Annotated in this window: 18 protein-coding genes and 1 pseudogene; 4 read left to right on the top strand and 15 right to left on the bottom strand. The window is 68.3% G+C overall.

Going from position 1 to position 18,381, the window contains the following annotated elements; all coding sequences use genetic code 11:
* The first annotated feature begins 74 nt into the window (after window positions 1–74).
* On the top strand, window positions 75–407 hold the full coding sequence (locus ACTVZO_RS41365) for a DUF6354 family protein (protein WP_443303741.1): 333 nt from the start codon (window positions 75–77) through the stop codon (window positions 405–407).
* Window positions 408–416: 9 nt separating this feature from the next.
* On the opposite strand, the gene ACTVZO_RS41360 is transcribed toward ACTVZO_RS41365, so the two are convergent.
* From ACTVZO_RS41360 to ACTVZO_RS41320, 9 genes are all read right to left on the bottom strand, one after another.
* Window positions 417–1,547 carry a hypothetical protein gene (locus tag ACTVZO_RS41360; RefSeq protein ID WP_443303740.1) on the bottom strand — a complete coding sequence of 377 codons (1,131 nt, stop codon included), beginning with the start codon at window positions 1,545–1,547 and terminating at the stop codon, window positions 417–419.
* A 227-nt stretch (window positions 1,548–1,774) separates the two neighbouring features.
* Window positions 1,775–2,323: a hypothetical protein gene (locus ACTVZO_RS41355; RefSeq protein WP_443303739.1), complete on the bottom strand. Its 549-nt coding sequence runs from the start codon at window positions 2,321–2,323 to the stop codon at window positions 1,775–1,777.
* 2 nt (window positions 2,324–2,325) lie between these two features.
* Window positions 2,326–2,889 carry a matrixin family metalloprotease gene (locus ACTVZO_RS41350; RefSeq protein ID WP_443303738.1) on the bottom strand — a complete coding sequence of 188 codons (564 nt, stop codon included), beginning with the start codon at window positions 2,887–2,889 and terminating at the stop codon, window positions 2,326–2,328.
* A gap of 171 nt (window positions 2,890–3,060) precedes the next feature.
* A complete protein-coding gene (locus ACTVZO_RS41345) occupies window positions 3,061–3,810 on the bottom strand; it encodes a hypothetical protein (protein WP_443303737.1) in 750 nt (249 codons plus the stop codon).
* Between the two features lie 204 nt (window positions 3,811–4,014).
* Window positions 4,015–4,899 (bottom strand): hypothetical protein, encoded by an 885-nt coding sequence (locus tag ACTVZO_RS41340; RefSeq protein ID WP_443303736.1) that lies wholly within the window; start codon window positions 4,897–4,899, stop codon window positions 4,015–4,017.
* A 235-nt stretch (window positions 4,900–5,134) separates the two neighbouring features.
* Window positions 5,135–5,338 carry a cold-shock protein gene (locus tag ACTVZO_RS41335; protein WP_443303763.1) on the bottom strand — a complete coding sequence of 68 codons (204 nt, stop codon included), beginning with the start codon at window positions 5,336–5,338 and terminating at the stop codon, window positions 5,135–5,137.
* A 316-nt stretch (window positions 5,339–5,654) separates the two neighbouring features.
* A complete protein-coding gene (locus ACTVZO_RS41330) occupies window positions 5,655–6,164 on the bottom strand; it encodes a hypothetical protein (RefSeq protein ID WP_443303735.1) in 510 nt (169 codons plus the stop codon).
* 367 nt (window positions 6,165–6,531) lie between these two features.
* The gene (locus ACTVZO_RS41325; protein WP_443303734.1) at window positions 6,532–7,017 is read right to left on the bottom strand and encodes an NUDIX domain-containing protein; all 486 of its coding nucleotides are present in this window, start codon (window positions 7,015–7,017) and stop codon (window positions 6,532–6,534) included.
* 13 nt (window positions 7,018–7,030) lie between these two features.
* Window positions 7,031–8,059 (bottom strand): serine hydrolase domain-containing protein, encoded by a 1,029-nt coding sequence (locus tag ACTVZO_RS41320; RefSeq protein ID WP_443303733.1) that lies wholly within the window; start codon window positions 8,057–8,059, stop codon window positions 7,031–7,033.
* 155 nt (window positions 8,060–8,214) lie between these two features.
* Between ACTVZO_RS41320 and ACTVZO_RS41315 the strand changes: the two genes are divergently transcribed.
* Window positions 8,215–8,643 carry an NUDIX domain-containing protein gene (locus ACTVZO_RS41315; RefSeq protein ID WP_443303732.1) on the top strand — a complete coding sequence of 143 codons (429 nt, stop codon included), beginning with the start codon at window positions 8,215–8,217 and terminating at the stop codon, window positions 8,641–8,643.
* 231 nt (window positions 8,644–8,874) lie between these two features.
* On the opposite strand, the gene ACTVZO_RS41310 is transcribed toward ACTVZO_RS41315, so the two are convergent.
* The 3 genes from ACTVZO_RS41310 to lexA all read right to left on the bottom strand — a co-directional run bounded on the left by ACTVZO_RS41310 (window position 8,875) and on the right by lexA (window position 10,989).
* Window positions 8,875–9,693 carry a hypothetical protein gene (locus ACTVZO_RS41310; RefSeq protein ID WP_443303731.1) on the bottom strand — a complete coding sequence of 273 codons (819 nt, stop codon included), beginning with the start codon at window positions 9,691–9,693 and terminating at the stop codon, window positions 8,875–8,877.
* Window positions 9,694–9,979: 286 nt separating this feature from the next.
* Window positions 9,980–10,147 (bottom strand): hypothetical protein, encoded by a 168-nt coding sequence (locus ACTVZO_RS41305; protein ID WP_443303730.1) that lies wholly within the window; start codon window positions 10,145–10,147, stop codon window positions 9,980–9,982.
* A gap of 161 nt (window positions 10,148–10,308) precedes the next feature.
* Window positions 10,309–10,989, bottom strand: a complete 681-nt coding sequence (gene lexA / locus ACTVZO_RS41300; RefSeq protein ID WP_443303729.1) for a transcriptional repressor LexA — start codon at window positions 10,987–10,989, stop codon at window positions 10,309–10,311.
* 517 nt (window positions 10,990–11,506) lie between these two features.
* Here lexA and ACTVZO_RS41295 point away from each other — a divergent pair.
* Together ACTVZO_RS41295 and ltrA are read left to right on the top strand one after the other, a co-directional pair.
* A pseudogene (locus ACTVZO_RS41295) lies at window positions 11,507–12,335 on the top strand (IS5 family transposase).
* A gap of 584 nt (window positions 12,336–12,919) precedes the next feature.
* The gene (gene ltrA, locus ACTVZO_RS41290) at window positions 12,920–14,677 is read left to right on the top strand and encodes a group II intron reverse transcriptase/maturase (RefSeq protein WP_443303728.1); all 1,758 of its coding nucleotides are present in this window, start codon (window positions 12,920–12,922) and stop codon (window positions 14,675–14,677) included.
* 212 nt (window positions 14,678–14,889) lie between these two features.
* Here the strand turns inward: ltrA and ACTVZO_RS41285 are convergent, their stop codons facing one another.
* From ACTVZO_RS41285 to ACTVZO_RS41275, 3 genes are all read right to left on the bottom strand, one after another.
* Complete coding sequence (locus ACTVZO_RS41285; RefSeq protein WP_443303727.1) at window positions 14,890–15,813, bottom strand: hypothetical protein; 924 nt, start codon at window positions 15,811–15,813, stop codon at window positions 14,890–14,892.
* Between the two features lie 248 nt (window positions 15,814–16,061).
* Complete coding sequence (locus tag ACTVZO_RS41280; protein WP_443303726.1) at window positions 16,062–16,328, bottom strand: hypothetical protein; 267 nt, start codon at window positions 16,326–16,328, stop codon at window positions 16,062–16,064.
* Between the two features lie 658 nt (window positions 16,329–16,986).
* Complete coding sequence (locus tag ACTVZO_RS41275) at window positions 16,987–18,297, bottom strand: helix-turn-helix transcriptional regulator (RefSeq protein ID WP_443303725.1); 1,311 nt, start codon at window positions 18,295–18,297, stop codon at window positions 16,987–16,989.
* Between the last annotated feature and the right edge of the window lie 84 nt (window positions 18,298–18,381).

Below are 18,381 nucleotides of genomic sequence, written 5' to 3'. Positions count from 1 at the left end.
GGACTCCGGCCGGAGGAGCTTAAGGTGCTTCCCACAGGGGCAGGGCCCCGAGAATCTGAAGGAGGGAACTGATCATGGCCGCCGTCATCGTCACGGAGGGGCAGCTCTACCGCGATCTCGCCCCCGACATGAAGTCCCGCGACCGACGCCTTCGCGTCATCGCCGTCGGCAGCGGACGCGCCGACCTTCTCGTCGAGCACGACCTCCGCGCGCCGGCCGGGAAGAAGACCCACGCGAGCATCACCCGGCTGATGTCCTCCGCCTTCGAACTACTGGAGGACCGCGCCGATACCGACCCGCTGTACCTGGCTCTCCTGGCAGCCATGGCCGAGGTCCATCGGCCCGAGGCCGCCCCCGCCGATTACGCCCGAGCTGCATTGCACGCCATCCGCGGTGCCGAGCAGTAGATCGTCCCCTCAGGCGGTGTGAGCCCAGCCGAGGGCCTCGCACAGCTCCAGCACGGTGCGGCGGGCCTCCGGGGTCAGGTGAGGGGAGATGCCGACGGCGGCATCGAGGACGGCCGGGGTTTCCAGGCTCTGGTGGAAGACTGCGATCGCGGCGAACGGGTAGTCGGGGGTGAAGTACTCGCTCGCGGCGAGCTGCCCGGCCCATACCCACGCGGGCCGCATCCAGGCGGCGCCGTAGCGTGAGAGGTCGACGGCCAGGAGCACCGGCTCGCTGCCGAGTGAACGCCCCTGCGCGGCTTTCTCCTTGCCGCGGCCGGCCTCGAACGCCGCGTACAGCGCGGAGGACATGGGACCGGCCAGCTCCCCGGCACAGACTTCCCACCGTGCCCGCTCCTCGGTCTGCTCGACGTGGACAGTGACGGTCAACGAGCCGGCATTTTTCAAGGCGTCGTCGACGTCGATCACGGCCGGCGTGGTGCTGTTGCCGCGCCCCGCGGCGTCCGCTTGAGCGCGGACGGCAGCGGCGACCGTGTCCGCGACATCAGCCTGGAGTCGTGAGGGGTAGCGGCTGAAGACCAGGCGGACACCGAGGCCGTCAGCGGCGCCGAGTTCGGTCTCGGCGCGTTCGACGAGCTCGGCGATGTTTCGGGGTGACCGGGCGGTGACTTCGATGCCGGCCGCAGGACGGTCCATGCTGGCCGGGTCCCGGAGGAGGAGGTCGGGGTTGGGCACTTTGGTGTCCCCCAGCCGGTATCCGATGCCGGCGGATGCGAGAGCCAGCGCCACCGCGAACTCGCCGCGCATCTCGAGCAGTTGGTCCATGTCGGTCAGCTTGGCGAACTCACGCCGCTTGGCGGCCCATCGAGGGTCATCCCCGCCGACTTCGTCGAGGGCTCCGAGCATCTCGTCCAGGACGTCGCGCGCAGCCCGGGAGTGCGGGGTCTCCGGTTCATTGGGCCACCGCCGGACAGGGTGGTCTTCGCCCGCATCCGCGACCCACCGGTCGAGCACCGGCCGGACGACGTCCTGGGTGTCCTCGTCGCCGGGGTGGGGGAAGACGCCGAACGGCCCAGGCTGTCCCGGAGCGGTGGCGCCCAGCAGGGCAGCGCCGCCCTTGCGCCGGTGGTCGAAGGGGAACACGATGCTGCCTCGCTGCCTGCCGGAGAGTAGGAAGGCCGATTCTCTCAACCCGCCGCCTATCGCGTACGGAAGCTGACCGCACCCCCGCGCGTCCACACCAGCCGGCTCCTCCGGAGGACCGCTGGCGCGATTCGCGCCGCGGCACAGCGCGACGTTCAGCCCGTCCATCGTCGTAGCCGCCGGTTCAGGGCCGCAGCACCCGTCCCAGGCTGTCTCCCGTCCGGGGATCAGCCCGCCTGTACGTCCTCGCAGCTGCTGCTTACGGCGGCCTCGGGCGCGGTGGCCAGTGCCTCCTTCCAGTGCTCCCGCTCCCCGGCCACACCGCGCTGCGCCGGCTCGGCGTACCACGCCCACGCCTCGGTCCCGGCTGTGCCCGTCGTCGATCCGGACTGGACGGCGATGACGTACTGGCGGCCCGGCTCCAGCACCGCGTAGCGGTCCGGGTCCTCGGTCGCGTACCGGCCCGGTGCGCCACCGTTCTTCACGCCCTGCGTGATGTGGAGGACGTCGCCGAACTTCCCCTTGAAGGTCTCTAGGGTCTTCACCCGGGTCGTCAGGTAGGCGCTGCCGCCGTCCTCCCGGTACCGGGTGTTCTCGACCGCCTCTACGACGGCCACGCCCTCGGACTTCGCCGCGACGACCTCGTCCCGGCTCATGTCGGGGCCGCACACCGCATGCACGGTCTCGGCCTGCTGGGCGGCGACGGCGAACCAGGCCGCGCCAGAGGCGACCACGCCGGCGGCGAGGCAGCCGCAGACCCACAGCTTCATGCTCATGATCAGCCCCACAGCTTCTTCAGGTTGGCCTTGTCAACGTCGGTAGGCGCGTCGGGGTACCGGGCGACGTCCGGCCACATCACGGACTTCACTGCGCTCGTGCCGCTGCCCGACTTGTGGCACAGGCCGAGCGCGTGCCCGAGCTCATGGGCGGCGACCATCCGGCGGGTTTCCACGTCGAAGATGTCCATCCGCGCCTTGTTGAAGCGGATCAGGTCCGTCGCCGCCGGTCCGGGATGGCGGGACCACACCCCTGCCGCCGAATTCCTCGCGTCGGAGAAGTCCTCGTAGTTCAGGTCGTTGACGGTCGTCGCCGAATCCGGCGCGATCTTGATCTTCGCGCCGGAGTACGACCAGGCCCGGTTCGCGTGCTGGTACTCGGCCTTGTACTTCGTGCTCGCAGTCCACCGGATCTCGCCCTCGTCGACCGAGCTGTCCTCACGTGTCTCGGTCGCGTCGCTCCCGGACTTCGCGATGCACGGAGCCGCGACGGCAGCGTGCGCCGGGGCCGGCGTGAGCAGCAGCACGGCGGCGAAAACCGCAGGGCCTGCTAGGAAATTGCGCATCCCATCAACGGTAGAGGAGCTCCGGCCGAGGACGATCGTTTCAGCGCGGCGGTCGCCCCGTGGAGGGCTCGCTCCGGAGCGGGGGACGCGGAGCAGGGCGCGGTGCCGGTGCTGACGATGTCCGACGCGCCATCGCTGCCGACCAAGGAAACCGACGAAACAGCCGAGTCGTCAGGATTGCCGTGACGCAGCACTGCCTCGCCGTGCTTCGGCTACCTCCGCACAGCACTGCTGTGGCATAGCGATCAAGGGCAATCGCTGGCCGGGGACCCACACCGCTAGGGTCACGGGCCGCTCGACGCACCGGGCCAGGAGGGTCTCATTAATCCGATGGGCCTCCAGCTGACCTTCAGCGAGCAGCAGAACGGCGAGGTCGTTAAGGGCTGCCGCAGTGTGCGGCTCAGCGAGTACCCGCTGCGCATCGGCGATCGCCTGCGTGCGGTCGATGACGAATCCGGACGCCACATAGCCGTCCACGATCCGATGGTCGCCGAGCGCACCGTGCTCCAACACGCAGCGGCGCAGTTCCGGGTGGGTGTATCCGTGGTCCGTCAGCCAGTCGGCCTGGGCGTACCCGGCACCCAGCCACCCGAGCGTGTAGTGCTGCGCATCCCCCCTTCCAGTCACCCAGCAGCCGCCCCCCTCCAGCGCGGTCCGGTCTCCGGCGAGGGTCAGCCGCTTCACCTCCAGCCCGAAGACCCAGGCGAGCACCGCGTGTGCCGCCTCGTGGACCGCGGCCGATCGCCACCACACGTCGTCAGGCAATTTCGCCGTGCACCACACCTGGGACGGCTCTGCAATTGCTAGTCCGTCCAGCAACTCGGGATGGGCAGCGAGGTACGGGGTGTGAGTCTCGATGTGCAAGGCATCGGCCTGGGCGGCCGTCAACGGCTGCGCGTTCACAGATACCTCGCTCGTCATGCCGCCATTCTCCCCGGGGCGACAGCGGATCGTTCCCATTTATCAGGTCGCGAACCGGTTGCTCAGATGAGTGACCTGCACCGAGGGAAGCGGTCTATAGCGACGAGCGAGGTGATCTTTGCGGGAATGCGTATTGCTCCAGGCCACGTGGTGTCGTCGGTGTGCCTTCGTCCGGGCTCGTACTGCGGTGCCGGGCCCCTGCGGTCAGCGCCCGCCATCCAGTGCTTTGAGGGCGCGCTTGGCCTCCCGGGCTGCTGAACGCGCCTTCGTCAGCTCCTCGTCGGCCTGATGATGACGGCGGACGGCGGCTTCCTCAGCAGCACTCATCCGGGTTCGTTCCCGCCCGACCCGGTCAAGCTGTGTGTGCAGCGCCGCGATCTGCTCGTCGAGCGCACCGATCCCCGTACGGGTCTGCACGAGGTCCGCCTCCGCCCGTGCGAGCGCGTCCTCGGCCTGCTCCGCCTCCCGGGCCGTGCGGTCCGCCTCGGCACGGGCCAGCTCTTTCGCCTCCCGTTCCTCGGCCAACAGCGCCGAGCTGGGAGACCGTCTCTGCGTGTTCGCCGTCGCCGCCGGCCTCTTCGGGGGCGGCGCCTTGCTTGGTGGGGGTTCCAGTCCGGTGAACCCGACCGCCTCAGTCGGTGCCTTCACCAGGACTCCCCGCACCCACACCTCTGCCGTCGGCGGATCGGCGAGGACGGAGTGGAGGATCCCCTCGACCTCGCGCTGGACGTCCTCGGAGACGGCGTGCCCCGCTTCTCCCGCCAGCCTGCGGGCCTCACGAGCCATCGCGGCAATCACCACGTGCTGCTGGTGCGACAGCTCCCTTAGGTCCTGCCCGGCCAGCGCCCGGTGCGCCTCGCGCAGCGCCTGCCCGAGGGCAAGGAGGCGCTGGGCCTGGTCCTCGTCCGCGCGGGCGAGCAGGTTCGCTGCCCACGCGGCGAGCGTCGGCTTGCGCAGGCCCGCGATGTGCTTCGCCGCGGCCGGTTCTCCCGCCCGGCGGGCCTGCGCCGCTTGATCATCCCGGGCTGCCGTGAACTCCTCCGGGCGCAGCCCGTACAGCTTGATCGTTACCGCGTCGACATCGACCATGCCCCCACTGTCACCCACCGCCCGCACGTCGCCGGGGACCGCCTCACCCGGATCGCGCTGGCACCCACGGTGAGTGAGCCAACGGAGCCAATGCCGGCCAGTCTCAGACGCTCGTCGGACCTGGGTCTTGTGGGTCCATGGGGTTAAGGCTGTAGCCGGGCCGTGTGTTTCAGGGTGGTAGCTCGCTCCAGCCTGCCCCGGGAGTCCAAGCTTCCGGGGCAGGCCAGCAGGCGGTTCAGGCGGCGGTGATGTTCTCCGCCTGCGGGCCCTTCTGGCCCTGCGTGATGTCGAAGGTCACGGCCTGGCCCTCCTGGAGCTCGCGGTAACCGTTGCCCGAGATGTTGGAGTAGTGCGCGAAGACGTCCGGTCCGCCGCCGTCCTGCGCGATGAAGCCGAAGCCCTTTTCGGAGTTGAACCACTTCACGGTTCCGCTGGCCATGGTCATGCCTTCCAGTCGAGGTCGGATCCGCACCACGCGAATCCGGAGGTGATCGCCCTGGTCCGGCACTGCACAGCAAAACGCCCACGCCAGGGCGCGGGCAGGGACTGCGAACCACGACAGCTGAAGGTGAAGTTACATGCCGGAACCGGCCGTTACCAGAGAGCGACGATCACCGCCTCGCCTTCGCTGGCCAGAAGACGAGCTGACGCCGACGGGCGGGCCGCTGCCCCTGGCAACGCCCTCCGGACTTCCCTCAGCGGGGAGAGCTGGCCGAAGTCCTGCCGACAGCACTCGTCTGGTGCGGTGCAGGGCCTCAGCAGCCGTGGGACTCCAGGATCTGGCTGGACTTCGCATCGGCCGGGGTCAGCCGGTGGAGCCCGCCCCGGACAGCGTGATCAAGAACCAGCGGCTGGTACGCCTTGTCGATCGGGGTGACGGTCATCCGCTCCGAGTCCCGGTCGTCGTAGGTGACCTGCGAAGCCTTCGGGAACTCGCGCTCACTCGCGTACGGGGTGCCGTGCAGGCACTGCCCCGGGCCGCCGAGCTCCCGGTGATACCGGGCCATCTGGTCGGGGAACACGTAGGCGGCAGCCTCCGGCGCCGCCGCGCCCGTGCAGCACAGCACCGCCGTGGCGAGAGCGATGTGCCACCAGTGTGCTCCGAAGCGGCGGAACACCGTCCTGGCGGCGAGGAACGCGGCGAACGTCGCGACGGCCGTGACCACGGCGATGACTGCGTACGCCGTCGTCTGGTGGTCGTGCCACAGCTGGGACTCCAGCGCGAAGTACGCCGCCGCGCCAAAGGCGACCCACGCGGTGCCCATCGCGATCCCACCGGCAGGCGCGGTGTAGTCCGGCTCACCGCGTGCATCGCGGGAGACCCGAATACGCGAACTAAACGCCACATCTCCCCCTGAGCACGATCGGGCCTCTCGCCACTGGGCCACCGTCGATGCACCCTACGGCACCATACCGACAGCCTGGCCCCGTTCCTTCTGACTCTGCGACTCCGCCCGGCCACAGCCCCTCTGCCACGCGCTGCCGCCCGCTGTCACACGGTGGCTGGCCCCAACCGGTGCGCCCTTCAGGCCTCGGCGCATCCCCCGGCGGCGCTTTTCGGCGGCGGCATCACGACTGGCCGGATCCTGACGAAGACGATCTCGCCGACGGACGGTGTATCCATGGGGATGCTCACGGCAGGTCGCCGAGGTACCGGGGGCCGGCCTGGCCGTTTACGAGATCGGCCACCGGGCCCGTCAGGCCGGCGGGCAGGAGCGCCAGTTCACCGATCGCAGCGGCAGGGTGCCACACGACTGCGAACTGGGTCCGGTCGGGATTGCCCGGCGGCGCGGCGACGCTCTCGTTCTCCAGGTAGGCGTCGAAGTACAGCTGGAGCTGCTGGAGACGGGTCGTGTGGTGCGGATCGCCTTGGTGGCGCTGTGGCAGGTACTCCCTGACCCAGCGCAGTTCACCGATCCGGACCGACAGTCCCGTCTCTTCGAGGACTTCCCGGCGCACGGCCTCCGCCGAGGTCTCACCGGGCTCGACACGGCCCCCGGGCAGGACGTAGAACTCCCGCTCCTGGTCGCGGTGGCGGACCAGGAGAATCTCGGCCCGGGTGTTGAGCACGACCGCGCGGGCGCTGACTCTCGGTTCGCTGGTGTGCGGGTGGGTCACGGTCGTACTCCGGTCAGGTCGTGGTGATCGTCTTGAGGATGAGCTCGCGCAGAGGTGCGATGCGGGTGCGGGCGGGGCCGTTGTGGACGGCGTTGGTGGCGATGGCGATGTAGCGGCCCGAGGCAGGGGCGAGGTAGAGGCTCATGCCCGTGAAGCCGTGGTGGTACGCCACGGTGCCGCCGTCCGCGAGGATCCAGCCCAGTCCCCGGTGCAGACCCGGCTCGATCTCGGCGTGCGCGGTCATGCTCTCGCCCAGCCAGGCGGCCAGCGGATTGTCCGGACGCCGGTCGAGGAGGGCCTCCGCGTAGGTGGCGAGGTCGTCGGCGGGCGCGAACACTCCAGCGTGCCCGGCGGTCCCGCCCATGGTGGCAGCGTTCTCGTCGTGCACCGTCCCCCACAGCCGGGCAGCCCCGTGCCGCTGCTCGGTGGGCGCGACCGCCGGCGCGGACGGCACCGGCCCGTAGGAGGTGTCCTTCATCCCGAGCTCGTCCCACATGTCGGCGGCAACGTCTTCCAGTGGCCGCTGGTGGACGTGGGCGAGGGCCTGCCCGAGGAGGATGAAGCCGCGGTTGATGTAGCGGTGGGCGCCGGGGGCCGCCTCCAGCGGCTCCCGGCAGATCAGCTCGTACAGGGGCTCGGTGCGTCCGGCGTAGAAGTCGAGGCGGGTGGAGGCCCGCAGCCCGGAGGTATGGGACAGCAGCTCGCGGACGGTCGCGGCGGCGCTGGGCGCCGGCCCCTCCATGGCGGGGAGGAACTCCCGCACCGAGTCGTCCAGGTCGAGGAGCCCGGCGTCGACGGCTCGGCCGACCAGCGGCCAGGTCGCGACGACCTTCGTCAGCGAGGCGATGTCGTACACCGTGGCCCCCTCCGGGGCCCGGCGGCTGGTTTCCGGGGAGACCACCCCGGCCGTCAGGATGGCGCGGTCTCCGGCGGCCGTACCGCAGACCATGACGCCGCCGGGGCTCGCGCCGTCGGCGACGGCCTGGCGCAGGCCCTCGTGGAGCAGGTCGGTGTCGGCGGTGGTGAACGGCAGGGCGCTCATCTAGTCCTCCGGTTCGGTGGTGATCTCCGCCCCCAGCGTGGCGAACCCGTCGAGCAAGTGGCCAATGCCGCGCCGCAGATGGTGCAGCCTCTGGATAGTAGAGGTGGTGCCGCGACGGCCAGCGCGGCGATGTCGTCAAGCGATAGCGTCGGCCGATGCATACACGCGTGACGGGCATCGTCATCGAGAACGGCCAGATCCTGCTGCTGGACCAAGACACCGACGGCGATCGGTCGTGGAGCCTGCCCGGGGGCAAGGTCGAGCCCGGGGAGACCCTGGAAGAGGCACTGAAGCGGGAGATGCTGGAGGAGACCGGTGCCGAGGTCGAGGTCGGCCGTCTGCTGTACGTCTGCGACCACACGGCCGCTCATGTCCTCCACATCACCTTCGAGGCATGCCGGGTCGGCGGGCAGATCGGGGCCGTAACGGCGGGCGCGGATACGCGTCCGATCCGGCAGGTCGAGTTCGTGAAGCTCACTGAGCTGCCCGGCCTCGGGTTCAGCGAGAGGTTCATGTCGCTGTGCCAGGACGGCTTTCCTGGGGCCGGCACGTACATGGGTCCCAAGGCGGCCATCGGGCTATGAGCCACTGGTCAGCGAGGCGACCAGGCGGCGGTCCAGCGCTTGAGCCCAGACCGGAGCATCAGTGGTGGGGCCTCCGCGTTAGCGGTCGTTGGGTTTCGGCTGTTTCGTGCCGACGGGTACTTCAAGCGCTGACCTGGTTGCCCACCTGCGCCGGCCGCTGGGAGGATGTCCTTGGCTCCTGCTGGAAGGCCCCGTGGTGCTCAGGCGGTGCGCTCATCCGCTTTGACGCCTTCAGTCCCGCTCCACTCTCATCTCGGAGGTCCGGCGCCCGTGCCCCAGGTCAACCGCACCGTCACCATCGGGCAGACCCCGGTTGCCGACGACGACACGGGCCGTGTCCGCGTCATGGCCGACCAGTGCGCGACATGCGACTTCCGTCCCGGAAACCGGGGCAATCTCGCCCCCGGACAGCTTGCCCGCCTGGTGCGCGACTGCGTGGCCGACGAAGGGCACATCGTCTGCCACGAGACCGGCCAGGACAGCAACCTTCTCGGCGCGGTGTGCGCGGGGTTCGCCGCTCACCCCGACGCGGGTCGCTCTCTCGCGCTGCGCATCGCCGCCACCGGGCATGCCGAGCTCCAAGGCCCCAACTTGCGCCCGAGGGACTGAGCCCTCCAGCACGTTGATGAGGCTGGCACCGACTATGACCGGTCCTGCTCCGGTGCGGGGAGCAGTTGGTTCCAGATGGGCCGCCGGATCTCCCTGGGCGGGCGGTCCGCCGAGGGCAGGGATGAAGCCGAGTTCCGCCGCCGCGGCGAGCCGCCGGTGCGCCTCCGCGCGCTCGACCCCGTCCTCGCCCCGGCTCATCTCCAGAGCCATCCGCGGGCGCGAGTATCCGTTCTCGTTCATCTTCCGCGCCTGGCCGCGCAGCCGCGGCACGTACTCGCGGTGCCACTCGTCCGACATCCGCTTCTTCACAGTGCGCAGCCGCGTCCGTGCTATCCGCTCCCGCGCCGCCCAACGCCGTTCCTGCTCCAGGGTAGGAGGCTCCGTGGGCAGGAGCGAGAACGGGTCGGCGGCCGGATAGCCCCAGCCCCACCCGCCGGGCACCCAGCGTCAGAATCCGTCGCACTCCTGAATCGAGTCGGGGACCAGGGCGATCAGCCGGGCGAGGTACAAGTTCTTGCGGTCCAGTACGCCCGGGAGCGCTCCGTAGTAGTCGCGGTCGCATGTCGGTGCCCTCGGCGGACGCGTTCACAAATCCGCCGTCGCGGATGTGGACGGCGATACAGACCGTTGTACTGGTGGTCTCGCAGGTGATGTCGAACCGGAACTTCGTCGCGGGGAACGGCTTTGGGTCTAGGGAGGGTTGGTGGGGTCCTGACACTGCCGGGCGCTAGGTCCGATCGTCCTGCCAGTCGTACGCCGCCCACACCTCGGCCGGCACCTTCACCTCCTGAGTCACGTACTTCACCGCGGTGGCCGCAACCTCCCTGGTCGTCGCCCGGAAGGGGGCCTCCACCTCGAAGGACTTCAGCGTGCAACAGCCCGATCGAACAGCCATCCCTTCCGTGACCACGGGCTCAACTCGACCAGCGATCAGATGTCTCGTTCGGCTCAGAGGACGGCCCTGTTCACCGTGTACCCGGAGTCAGTAGGACAAGATGAGGATCGGAGTCCGCCCGGGAGCCCTTCGCCCGTCGACCGGGCGGACCGTTCCAGGGTTCAGAGGGCGCGGAGGACGGCAACGACCTTGCCGAGGATGACCGAGTCGTCGCCCGGGATCGGCTGGTACGCCACGTTGTGGGGCATGAGCCAGACCTGGTTGTCCTCGCGCCGCAGACGCTTCACGGTGGCCTCTCCGTCCAAGAGGGCGGCGACGATGTCACCGTGGTCGGCCGAGTCCTGGCGCCGGACGGTGACGATGTCGCCGTCGCAGATGGCTGCGTCGATCATGCTGTCGCCCACCACCTTCAAGGCAAAGAGCTCGCCTTCGCCCACCAGCTGGCGCGGCAGAGCGTAGGTGTCCTCGACCACCTCCTCGGCGAGGATCGGCGCACCGGCCGCGATCCGGCCGACAAGGGGAACCTCCACCGCCTTCGGCGCGCTCTCTGGCAGCTCAGACTCCTCGGCGGTAAAGGCCTTGGGGGGAACGCAGTAGGCGCGGGGACGGTGCGGGTCGCGGCGCAGCTCCCCCTTTTTCTCCAGTGCCAGGAGCTGGTGCGCAACGCTGGAGGTGCTCGACAGCCCGACGGCCTGACCGATCTCGCGCATCGACGGCGGGTACCCGCGGTCCGAAACCGAGCTGGCGATGTACTCGACGATGGCCCGCTGCCTGTCGGTCAGCCCATCGGAGCCCTGACGGATGCCCGGAGGCCGGCCCGGCCGGAAGTGGGTGATATTCATGGTGCCCCCTTGCGATCTTGCGTCTCTGGACAGTAGCCCCACCCACTGACAAATGGAACATCATTTCGACAGCTGTGGACGCGGGGACGCTGGACGCCGCGAGCGCTGCGCCTTCGACTCTTGCCTGATCAGCGCACGTTTTTGGCCGACGGCTCTGGTTCATCGCGGTCGGACCTGACCATCGTGCGGACGTAGAACGTGAGCGCCGGCAACGTCACTTCGTCGGACTCGAAACTGGGCGTAGAAACTCCAGCAGCTGATGGCCGCGGGCCCCGATCCAGGGTGTCCGCGATGTTGGCCCGACACGGTGTCCAGCCGCTGACCGGGTTGGTCAGCTGCGAAAGGCTGCCGCCTTCGGCCCGGGCTGGATCTGGGCGGTAGGCGGGCGTCAACGAGTCAGGGTGGCATGGTGACGGCCGTCGCGTGGCGGCACCTCCAAGGCGCGGGGGAAAACGGCAGCGGGACTCGGCGGCGGGACGGCCTGGGCTAGGGTCTGTCGTCAAAGTGATCTTGCGTTGTGGATCATGGTCGGGTGATACGTCGCCATGAACTGTCGGACGCTGAGTGGGAACTCGTGCAGCCGTTGCTGCCTCGGCCCGTGCTGGGGCGGCCGCGGCTGGACGACCGGACGATTCTGAACGGGATCGTGTGGAAGTTCCGGACCGGGGTCGCCTGGCGGGACGTGCCCGACCGGTACGGGTCGTGGGCCAGCCTTCACACCCGTTTCCGCAGGTGGGCGGCGGACGGAACCTTCGAGCGGATGCTCCAGGCGGTGCAGGCGCAAGCGGACGCGGCAGGCGACATCGAGTGGCTGGTGTCGGTGGACTCCACCGTTGTCCGTGCCCACCAGCACGCGGCCGGGCCCGAAAAGGGGGCTCCGCAGCCCGGCCCTCGGCCGGTCCCGCGGCGGACTGACCAGCAAGATTCACCTGGCCTGCGATGGGACGGGCCGCCCCCTCGCGTTCGTCCTGACCGGCGGGAACACCAACGACTGCACTCAGTTCACCGCCGTGATGGACGCGATACGGGTGCCCCGGATCGGGCCGGGTCGACCGCGCGTCAGGCCCGACCACGTCATTGGCGACAAGGGCTACAGCTCGAAGGCCATCCGTACTTGGCTGCGGCGCCGCGGCGTCACGCACACGATCCCGGAACGGTCTGACCAGGTCCGCAACCGGACCCGGCGAGGCAGTCGGGGAGGCCGGCCGCCGGCCTTCGACAAGCAGGTCTACAAGCGCCGCAACGTGGTGGAACGGTGCTTCAACCGGCTCAAGGTGCGACACGAAGTCGCACACGTTAAGTGGGAAAGCCACGAAGGAAGGAGGAATGTGCTGACCCCGGATTAGTGTCCGCAATCCGTTCCCGCGCTCACATGCGTCGCTGGTAACAGCGGGGTGTGAAGCTGAGCGTTCAAGCCCAAGGGTTCCCTGGCCATCGGGGAACAACAGGCGAGGGAAAGGCTGGACGGGTGAACCGCGTGAACCCCCGTTGATGTCTCGTAAGGTTGAAGCCGCCCGATGGTTCGCAATCAGCGGCTACAGAACTCGGCGTTGAAATACGCCAGGCGACTCCCGAGGACTTTAGGTCGGGAGGAGGACACCGCCGGTTCCGGGATAGAGGGGGCACCCACCCCAGCCGAAGCTTACGTGTGTGGAACGTGGAAACCCCGTTGGAGTCCGGGCTCGCCCGGTAAGCCGACCGCAAGGAAGGCCCAACTCTCCAGCGGGAACAGGATGGCCCAAGAAGCGAATGCCGGTCGACCGAAAGGTCAGAGGAAAACCCTGGAGTCCTTCAACCCAGGCCATAACTCGCCGGATACAGGTCTGATGGCCTGACCCGAAAGGGTGCCCACGTGGGCCGGGTGAGCCTTTGAATCATCCCAAGTAATGACGCCAGAACCTGCCGGACAAGTTGGACGCGAAGGAGGAACATGCGACAGACAGTCTCTACTGCCGGCCGCACCTCCACAGCGAACGGACCGCAGGGCGAACCACTGGATTGGCACGGGATCGACTGGGCCAGCACTGAGGGAAACGTACGGCGCCTGAGACAACGGATCTTCAAAGCGGCACAGGAAGGGGACCTCAAGAAGGTCCGCAATCTGCAGAAGCTCATGCTGCGGAGCCGCAGTAACACGCTCTTGAGCGTGAAACGGGTGACGCAGCAGAGCAAGGGCCGCAAGACGGCAGGCATCGATAGGGAACGAGCACTCACCCCCCAGGCGCGAGCTCGCATGGCGGTCGACATCGGCCAGCAAACCCAACCCTGGAGAGCCAGGCCCGTCAAGCGGGTCTACATCCCGAAGAGCAATGGAAAGCAACGCCCGCTCGGCATCCCAGTAATGCGCGACCGAGTAGTTCAGGCGCGCGTAAAGAACGCACTGGAACCCGAGTGGGAAGCCCGGTTCGAATCACGGTCCTACGGATTCCGACCAGGCCGCGGATGCCACGACGCCATCCAGGCGATCTTCAGCACCGCGAAGGGCAAAACGGCCAAGCGTCAGTGGGTACTCGACGCCGACCTGGCCGCAGCGTTCGACCGCATCGACCACGACCACCTGCTCAGCGGCGTCGGCGGCTTCCCTGCCAGAGAACTCGTCCGGCAGTGGCTGAAGGCGGGCGTGATCGACAACGGACGCTTCACTCGCACCGACGAGGGAACACCTCAAGGCGGAGTGATCAGTCCCTTGTTGCTCAATATTGCACTCCACGGAATGGAGGAAGCCGCAGGCGTTCGTTTCGCAACCCGCAAAGGAACAGTGATGTGGGCCGCGAAGGGCACGCCCATCCTGGTGCGTTATGCCGACGACTTTGCAGTGTTCTGCACGAGCAAGGAGGAGGCTGAGACGGTCAAGTCGCAGCTTGGCGAATGGCTTGAACCCCGAGGTCTTCGCTTCAACGAAGAGAAGACGCGAATCCTTCACCTTTCCGAAGGGTTCGACTTCCTCGGCTTCAACGTCCGACGCCATGGCGACAGCCTGATCATTACGCCCAGCAAGGATGCGGTGAAGAGAATTCGGTATCGTCTGCGTTCCGAGATGCAAGCTCTTCTCGGGCAGAACATCACAGTCGTGCTCCGCAGACTCTCCCCGATCGTCAGGGGCTGGTCTGCGTACTACCGAACGGTGGTGTCCAGCAAGACATTCTCAGCGCTGGACAGTTACGTGTGGACGCTCACCTACAAGTGGGCCAAGCGCACCCACCCGAAGAAGTCGAAGCACTGGATCGTCAACAAGTACTTCGGCAGACTCAACCGGTCCAAGAAAAATAACTGGGTCTTCGGTGATCGCACCACAGGTGCACATCTTCCCAAGTTTGCCTGGACCAACATCAGAAGACACCAACTAGTCAAGGGAAAGTCTTCACCCGACGATCCCGCGCTCCATGACTACTGGAGTCAGCGCCGTAGGACGCGCACACCTCCGCCAATGGACAAGATCAGCCTTACTCTGGCAGCCCGTCAGAAAGGACGCTGTCCGCTCTGCGGTCAGGCTCTCATCGCCGGAGCAGAATACGAGCCGGAAAGCCCACGTGAGTGGATCGACTGGTTCGACGCGATGAAGAAGCGGTTGCATAAGCACCACTTCGCCTACCGTCGAGACGGAGGATCTGATGAAGTCAAGAACCTTCGACTCGTTCACTCCGAATGTCATCAGCAGCTTCATGCACGAGATGGCAGCAACAAATAGCAGATTCTGTGAAGCGTTTGGGCTTGCTTGAGCCGTGGTGCCTGGAAACAGGCATGCCCGGTTCTGAGGGGGCCGGGTCATGGCAACATGACCCGGCTACCCGACCAGTGGCGCGGCATCGCGACCAGGTACGACAAGACCGCCCAGTCCTACCAAGCAGCCGTCACCCTCGCGTCGCTCCTGATGTGGGCGTGACACTTTGACGACAACTCCTAGTCCTCTTCAGCCTGGCTCCACGGCACGCCCGCCTTCGCCTGCCCGATCAGGTAGCGGATGCCCTGGTTGTCGTCGGGGTTGGTCCACAGGCTGTCGCCGAAGGCCGCCGCCGCCTTCACCGTCTCGCCCAGCCGCCACCAGGTCAGCCCGAGGCCGTGCAACGCCCGGTGGAAGGGCCGGTTGTTCAGCTCCCCCCAGGCCAGGACTCCGGTGAACGCCGACGGCAGCGACAACTCGGCGACGGCTACGGCTGTCTGGTAGTAACCAAGGGCTTCTGGCAAGGCAGAATCGTCGGCATCGGCGCGCTCGAACGCTTCGCTTCCCAGATGCGCCCAGCAGTCAATCTGCCGCGGGTCCTCCCGGACTGCAGCACTCAGCGCCGCGCGGTAGGCAGCGCTATCGCCCGTACGCTCGCGCAGGCCGAGCGCGCGGTCGACGGGCGGCTCGTCTTCTCCGAGGTACGGGTCGGGCATCTGGTAGAGCGGCCGCGGGCCAGCCTCGCGCACCTCGCGCCACCAGGCCCAGTTCGGCTTGCCGCCGTGATCGGGGGCGGTTGAGGGTCGGGCACCCCATCCCCGCTCCGAGCGCGGGTCGTAGTCCTCGCCGCCGAAGGCCGGACACGCCGGGGTGGCCCCGCGGCTCTGGATGCGCTCGAGGATGCGGCGGGTGTCTGCGCGCTGGTATCGGTCGGTGATCTCGGACAGGTACACGTACCGCCGGCCTGCGCATTCCTGGCGAGGTGCAGGCAGGACACGGCGAAGCCGGTCGAGCAGGTCGGACAGCGCTCCCTCGGCCTGCTCGGCGGTCAGGGGCCACGACAGGCCGAGGGAGCGCGGTACGTCGTGGACGGGATACCAGAGCAAGTCCCTGTCCAGACCACTGCGCTCGGCCAGCATCGTGCGCAGGTCGTCCTCGCTCACCGATACCGAAGTTGCCACGCAGACTTCCCGCCCTCCCGTCCTGTGCGCCGGCGGCGCAGCCCCGACGTCAGCGTATCCACCGGCCTCCCCCGGCGGCCTTCCCCCGAAAGGGTGATGGCCTGGGCGGGCCTGCCCGCCGTGTTGGGAAGCCATCAGCTGGGCGAGGCCGGGCAGGGAGGTAGCGGCCCCGCGTGATCCCCGCGCTGGCCGATCCGCTGTCGTTCATCGATTCGAGTGCCCACCCCGGGCTACCTCCCGAAGGTTCCGCCGGGGGCTGCTGGCGAGACGACGACGCGGTGCGGCTCGCCTGTCACCCGCATGCTGAACCCCTGTAGCCACTCCTGCGCGGCTTCCGCCGCGCTGCGCCCCTCCTCATACTCGAAGACCCGGGACACCAGGAGCGCCGCGGTCAGGGTGTCGTCGGCGACGTCTCCCTTGCGCCACGACGCGGCAGCGGCACCGTAGGCGGGCGTCTGCGGGACCTCCGTGGCCAGCCGGTCGAGGATTTTCTGCACCTCTGACCTGGCCGCAAGGTATGTGAAGCCGCCAGGTCCGTAGGTCGATTCGCCGTAGCCCGTTGTACCGGGCCCAGTTGGATGGAGTCTGATCTGCAGCCAGTTCCAGGGCATTCAGCCAGCGTAGGGCTCACGCTGGGAGTCGGACCCGCGAATGGAACAGACGGTGGTGCCGAAGCTCGTGTGGAGGAGTACCGCTGTCGAACGTCACGAGCCGGTCGTCGCCATGGCCCACCAATGGCCGCCGCGCAAGGATCATCCGAGGGGGACCCAACCGCCTGTCGGGGAGCGCGGATTTTGGCGGGCGGCGACGGCGGTGCGGTTCGGGAGGTACCGGGCGATGGCGTGGCGGTGGCGGCGGTGCGGGCCGCACCGTGGGGGCTCTGGTGCGCTGGCGATGCCAGGGACGACGACATGCGGGCAGTCGGGGTGGGACGGCTGGCCGGGGCCGGGGGCCAGGACCGGAGGAGCGGGAGGGACTGGAGGGACTGGAGGGACTGTCCGCGCGATGTGGCGGCGTGCCGGTGCTGTCTGCCGTCGGGGTCTTGTTGGCCAACGCGTGGAGCGGCGGGTGGTGGTTTCGGTCAGCGGCTTGGGGAGCGGGGCGACCACGATCTCTGCGTTGACCCACGCCCAGAGGAGAGTGTGGCGGACAAGTTCAGCTCGTCAGTGCGACGTCGTAGAGCAGGCGGTCGACGCCCTGCTCCGAGCTGAGCGGGTCGAATGTGGCGGACAGGTCGCGGATCTGTTGAACGCAGCGGGAGGCGCCGATCTGTTGGGCAAGGCCGAGGGACTGGCGAGCCAGCTGTGCGGCCTGGGAGATGTCTCCCTGGGCGAGCAGGCTCTCTGCCTCGTAGGCAAGGAACACTGCCTTGGTCTTGTCTCGTGCCGTGGGCAGCAGCGTGATTCCTTGGCTGATCTGGTCGTGGGCGCGGGCTGGTTGTCCCAGATCGATCAGGCACCTGCCGGTATCCACTGCCAAGTCGGCATAGCTCATCCAGGAACACCACTCGGGTGCCGATTCTGTGGTCGAGTCCAGCAGCTTCTCGGCTTGGGCGAGGTCGCGGTAGCAGGCGCGGGCCTCGTGGAGCATTGCGTGTGCTCGAGCCTTGCGCAGGAACAGCAGGGACCGGGCGGTCGGGTTGGTGGTGCGGGAGAGGGCGTGCTCCAGGCTGTCGGCGGCAGCGCGGGGATGGCCGAGCCAGATGCTCTGGTAGGCGATGTCGGAGAGGGCTCCGGCGCCCATGTCCGTATCGCCGGCCTGGTGAGCGGCGTGGACGGCGGCGTGCCAGTACCGGTTGGCGGCGGCGTGGTGTTCGTAGTCGAATCGGTGCCAGGCGAGAGTCTGGCTGAGGGCGGCAGCAAGAGAGTGCAGCCGGATTCCGACGGCGTGGCCGTAGCTACCGCGTTCGAGGAGATCGACGACGGTCGTCAGGTGTCCGTCGAGGAGGGCGCCGGTGTGCTGGCGGTGCGCGGTCGGCAGGCTGGTCAGGTCGTGGGCGGAGTTCTCTAACCAGTCGACGAGGGCGGGATCCACCGGGCGTCCGCTGGTGGAACTGGCGGCGAGTGCAGGGTCGATCGTGGCCCATTGGAGTGCGAGGGCGCCCAGGGCGGCCGGTGTGTAGGTCAGGAAGGTGCGGCGGTCCACGGCCATCTGCGCGGCCTTTCTCAGGACGGTGACGGTGAGCCCTGCTCCGAGGGGTGCGGGCGTTTCGTGGCCGGGCAGCCAGTGCGGCCAGCCCAGCGCGGTCACGTGTTCGTGCGGGACGTCGAAGATGTCGGACAGGAGTTCTTGCGAGAACTCGTCCGGCGTGACGCTCTTCTCCCATAGGGAGACGCGTTGGCGGCTGGTGCCAGCCCGGCGGTCGCGGCGTCGGGCTGCCTCCTTCACGCGCCGGGCGAGCTCGGCTTGTGACCAGCCGTGCAGCCACCGTGCGTAGGCCAGAGGATGCCGGATGGGTTCGTCCACCACTCCATGGAAGCACCCCGGCCCACCTCTCTGAGGTGTATTCGCCGGGCGGAATGACAGGAGAATGACACCCGAACACTGTTG

Origin of the sequence: Streptomyces sp. IBSNAI002 (assembly GCF_052244475.1) — a bacterium.
Classification (GTDB): Bacteria; Actinomycetota; Actinomycetes; order Streptomycetales; family Streptomycetaceae; genus Streptomyces.
This window is presented reverse-complemented; position numbering and strand designations above follow the sequence as displayed.

Excerpts from the sequence above, each read along its gene's own strand:
- ACTVZO_RS41335 (WP_443303763.1), bottom strand. The coding sequence starts at position 5,338 with ATGGCCAGCGGAACCGTGAAGTGGTTCAACTCCGAAAAGGGCTTCGGC.
- ACTVZO_RS41320 (WP_443303733.1), bottom strand. The coding sequence starts at position 8,059 with ATGAGCGCCCTGCCGTTCACCACCGCCGACACCGACCTGCTCCACGAG.
- ltrA (WP_443303728.1), top strand. The coding sequence starts at position 12,920 with ATGCGACAGACAGTCTCTACTGCCGGCCGCACCTCCACAGCGAACGGA.
- ACTVZO_RS41365 (WP_443303741.1), top strand. The coding sequence starts at position 75 with ATGGCCGCCGTCATCGTCACGGAGGGGCAGCTCTACCGCGATCTCGCC.
- ACTVZO_RS41340 (WP_443303736.1), bottom strand. The coding sequence starts at position 4,899 with ATGGTCGATGTCGACGCGGTAACGATCAAGCTGTACGGGCTGCGCCCG.
- ACTVZO_RS41350 (WP_443303738.1), bottom strand. The coding sequence starts at position 2,889 with ATGCGCAATTTCCTAGCAGGCCCTGCGGTTTTCGCCGCCGTGCTGCTG.
- ACTVZO_RS41315 (WP_443303732.1), top strand. The coding sequence starts at position 8,215 with ATGCATACACGCGTGACGGGCATCGTCATCGAGAACGGCCAGATCCTG.
- lexA (WP_443303729.1), bottom strand. The coding sequence starts at position 10,989 with ATGAATATCACCCACTTCCGGCCGGGCCGGCCTCCGGGCATCCGTCAG.
- ACTVZO_RS41355 (WP_443303739.1), bottom strand. The coding sequence starts at position 2,323 with ATGAGCATGAAGCTGTGGGTCTGCGGCTGCCTCGCCGCCGGCGTGGTC.
- ACTVZO_RS41305 (WP_443303730.1), bottom strand. The coding sequence starts at position 10,147 with ATGGCTGTTCGATCGGGCTGTTGCACGCTGAAGTCCTTCGAGGTGGAG.
- ACTVZO_RS41345 (WP_443303737.1), bottom strand. The coding sequence starts at position 3,810 with ATGACGAGCGAGGTATCTGTGAACGCGCAGCCGTTGACGGCCGCCCAG.
- ACTVZO_RS41330 (WP_443303735.1), bottom strand. The coding sequence starts at position 6,164 with ATGGGCACCGCGTGGGTCGCCTTTGGCGCGGCGGCGTACTTCGCGCTG.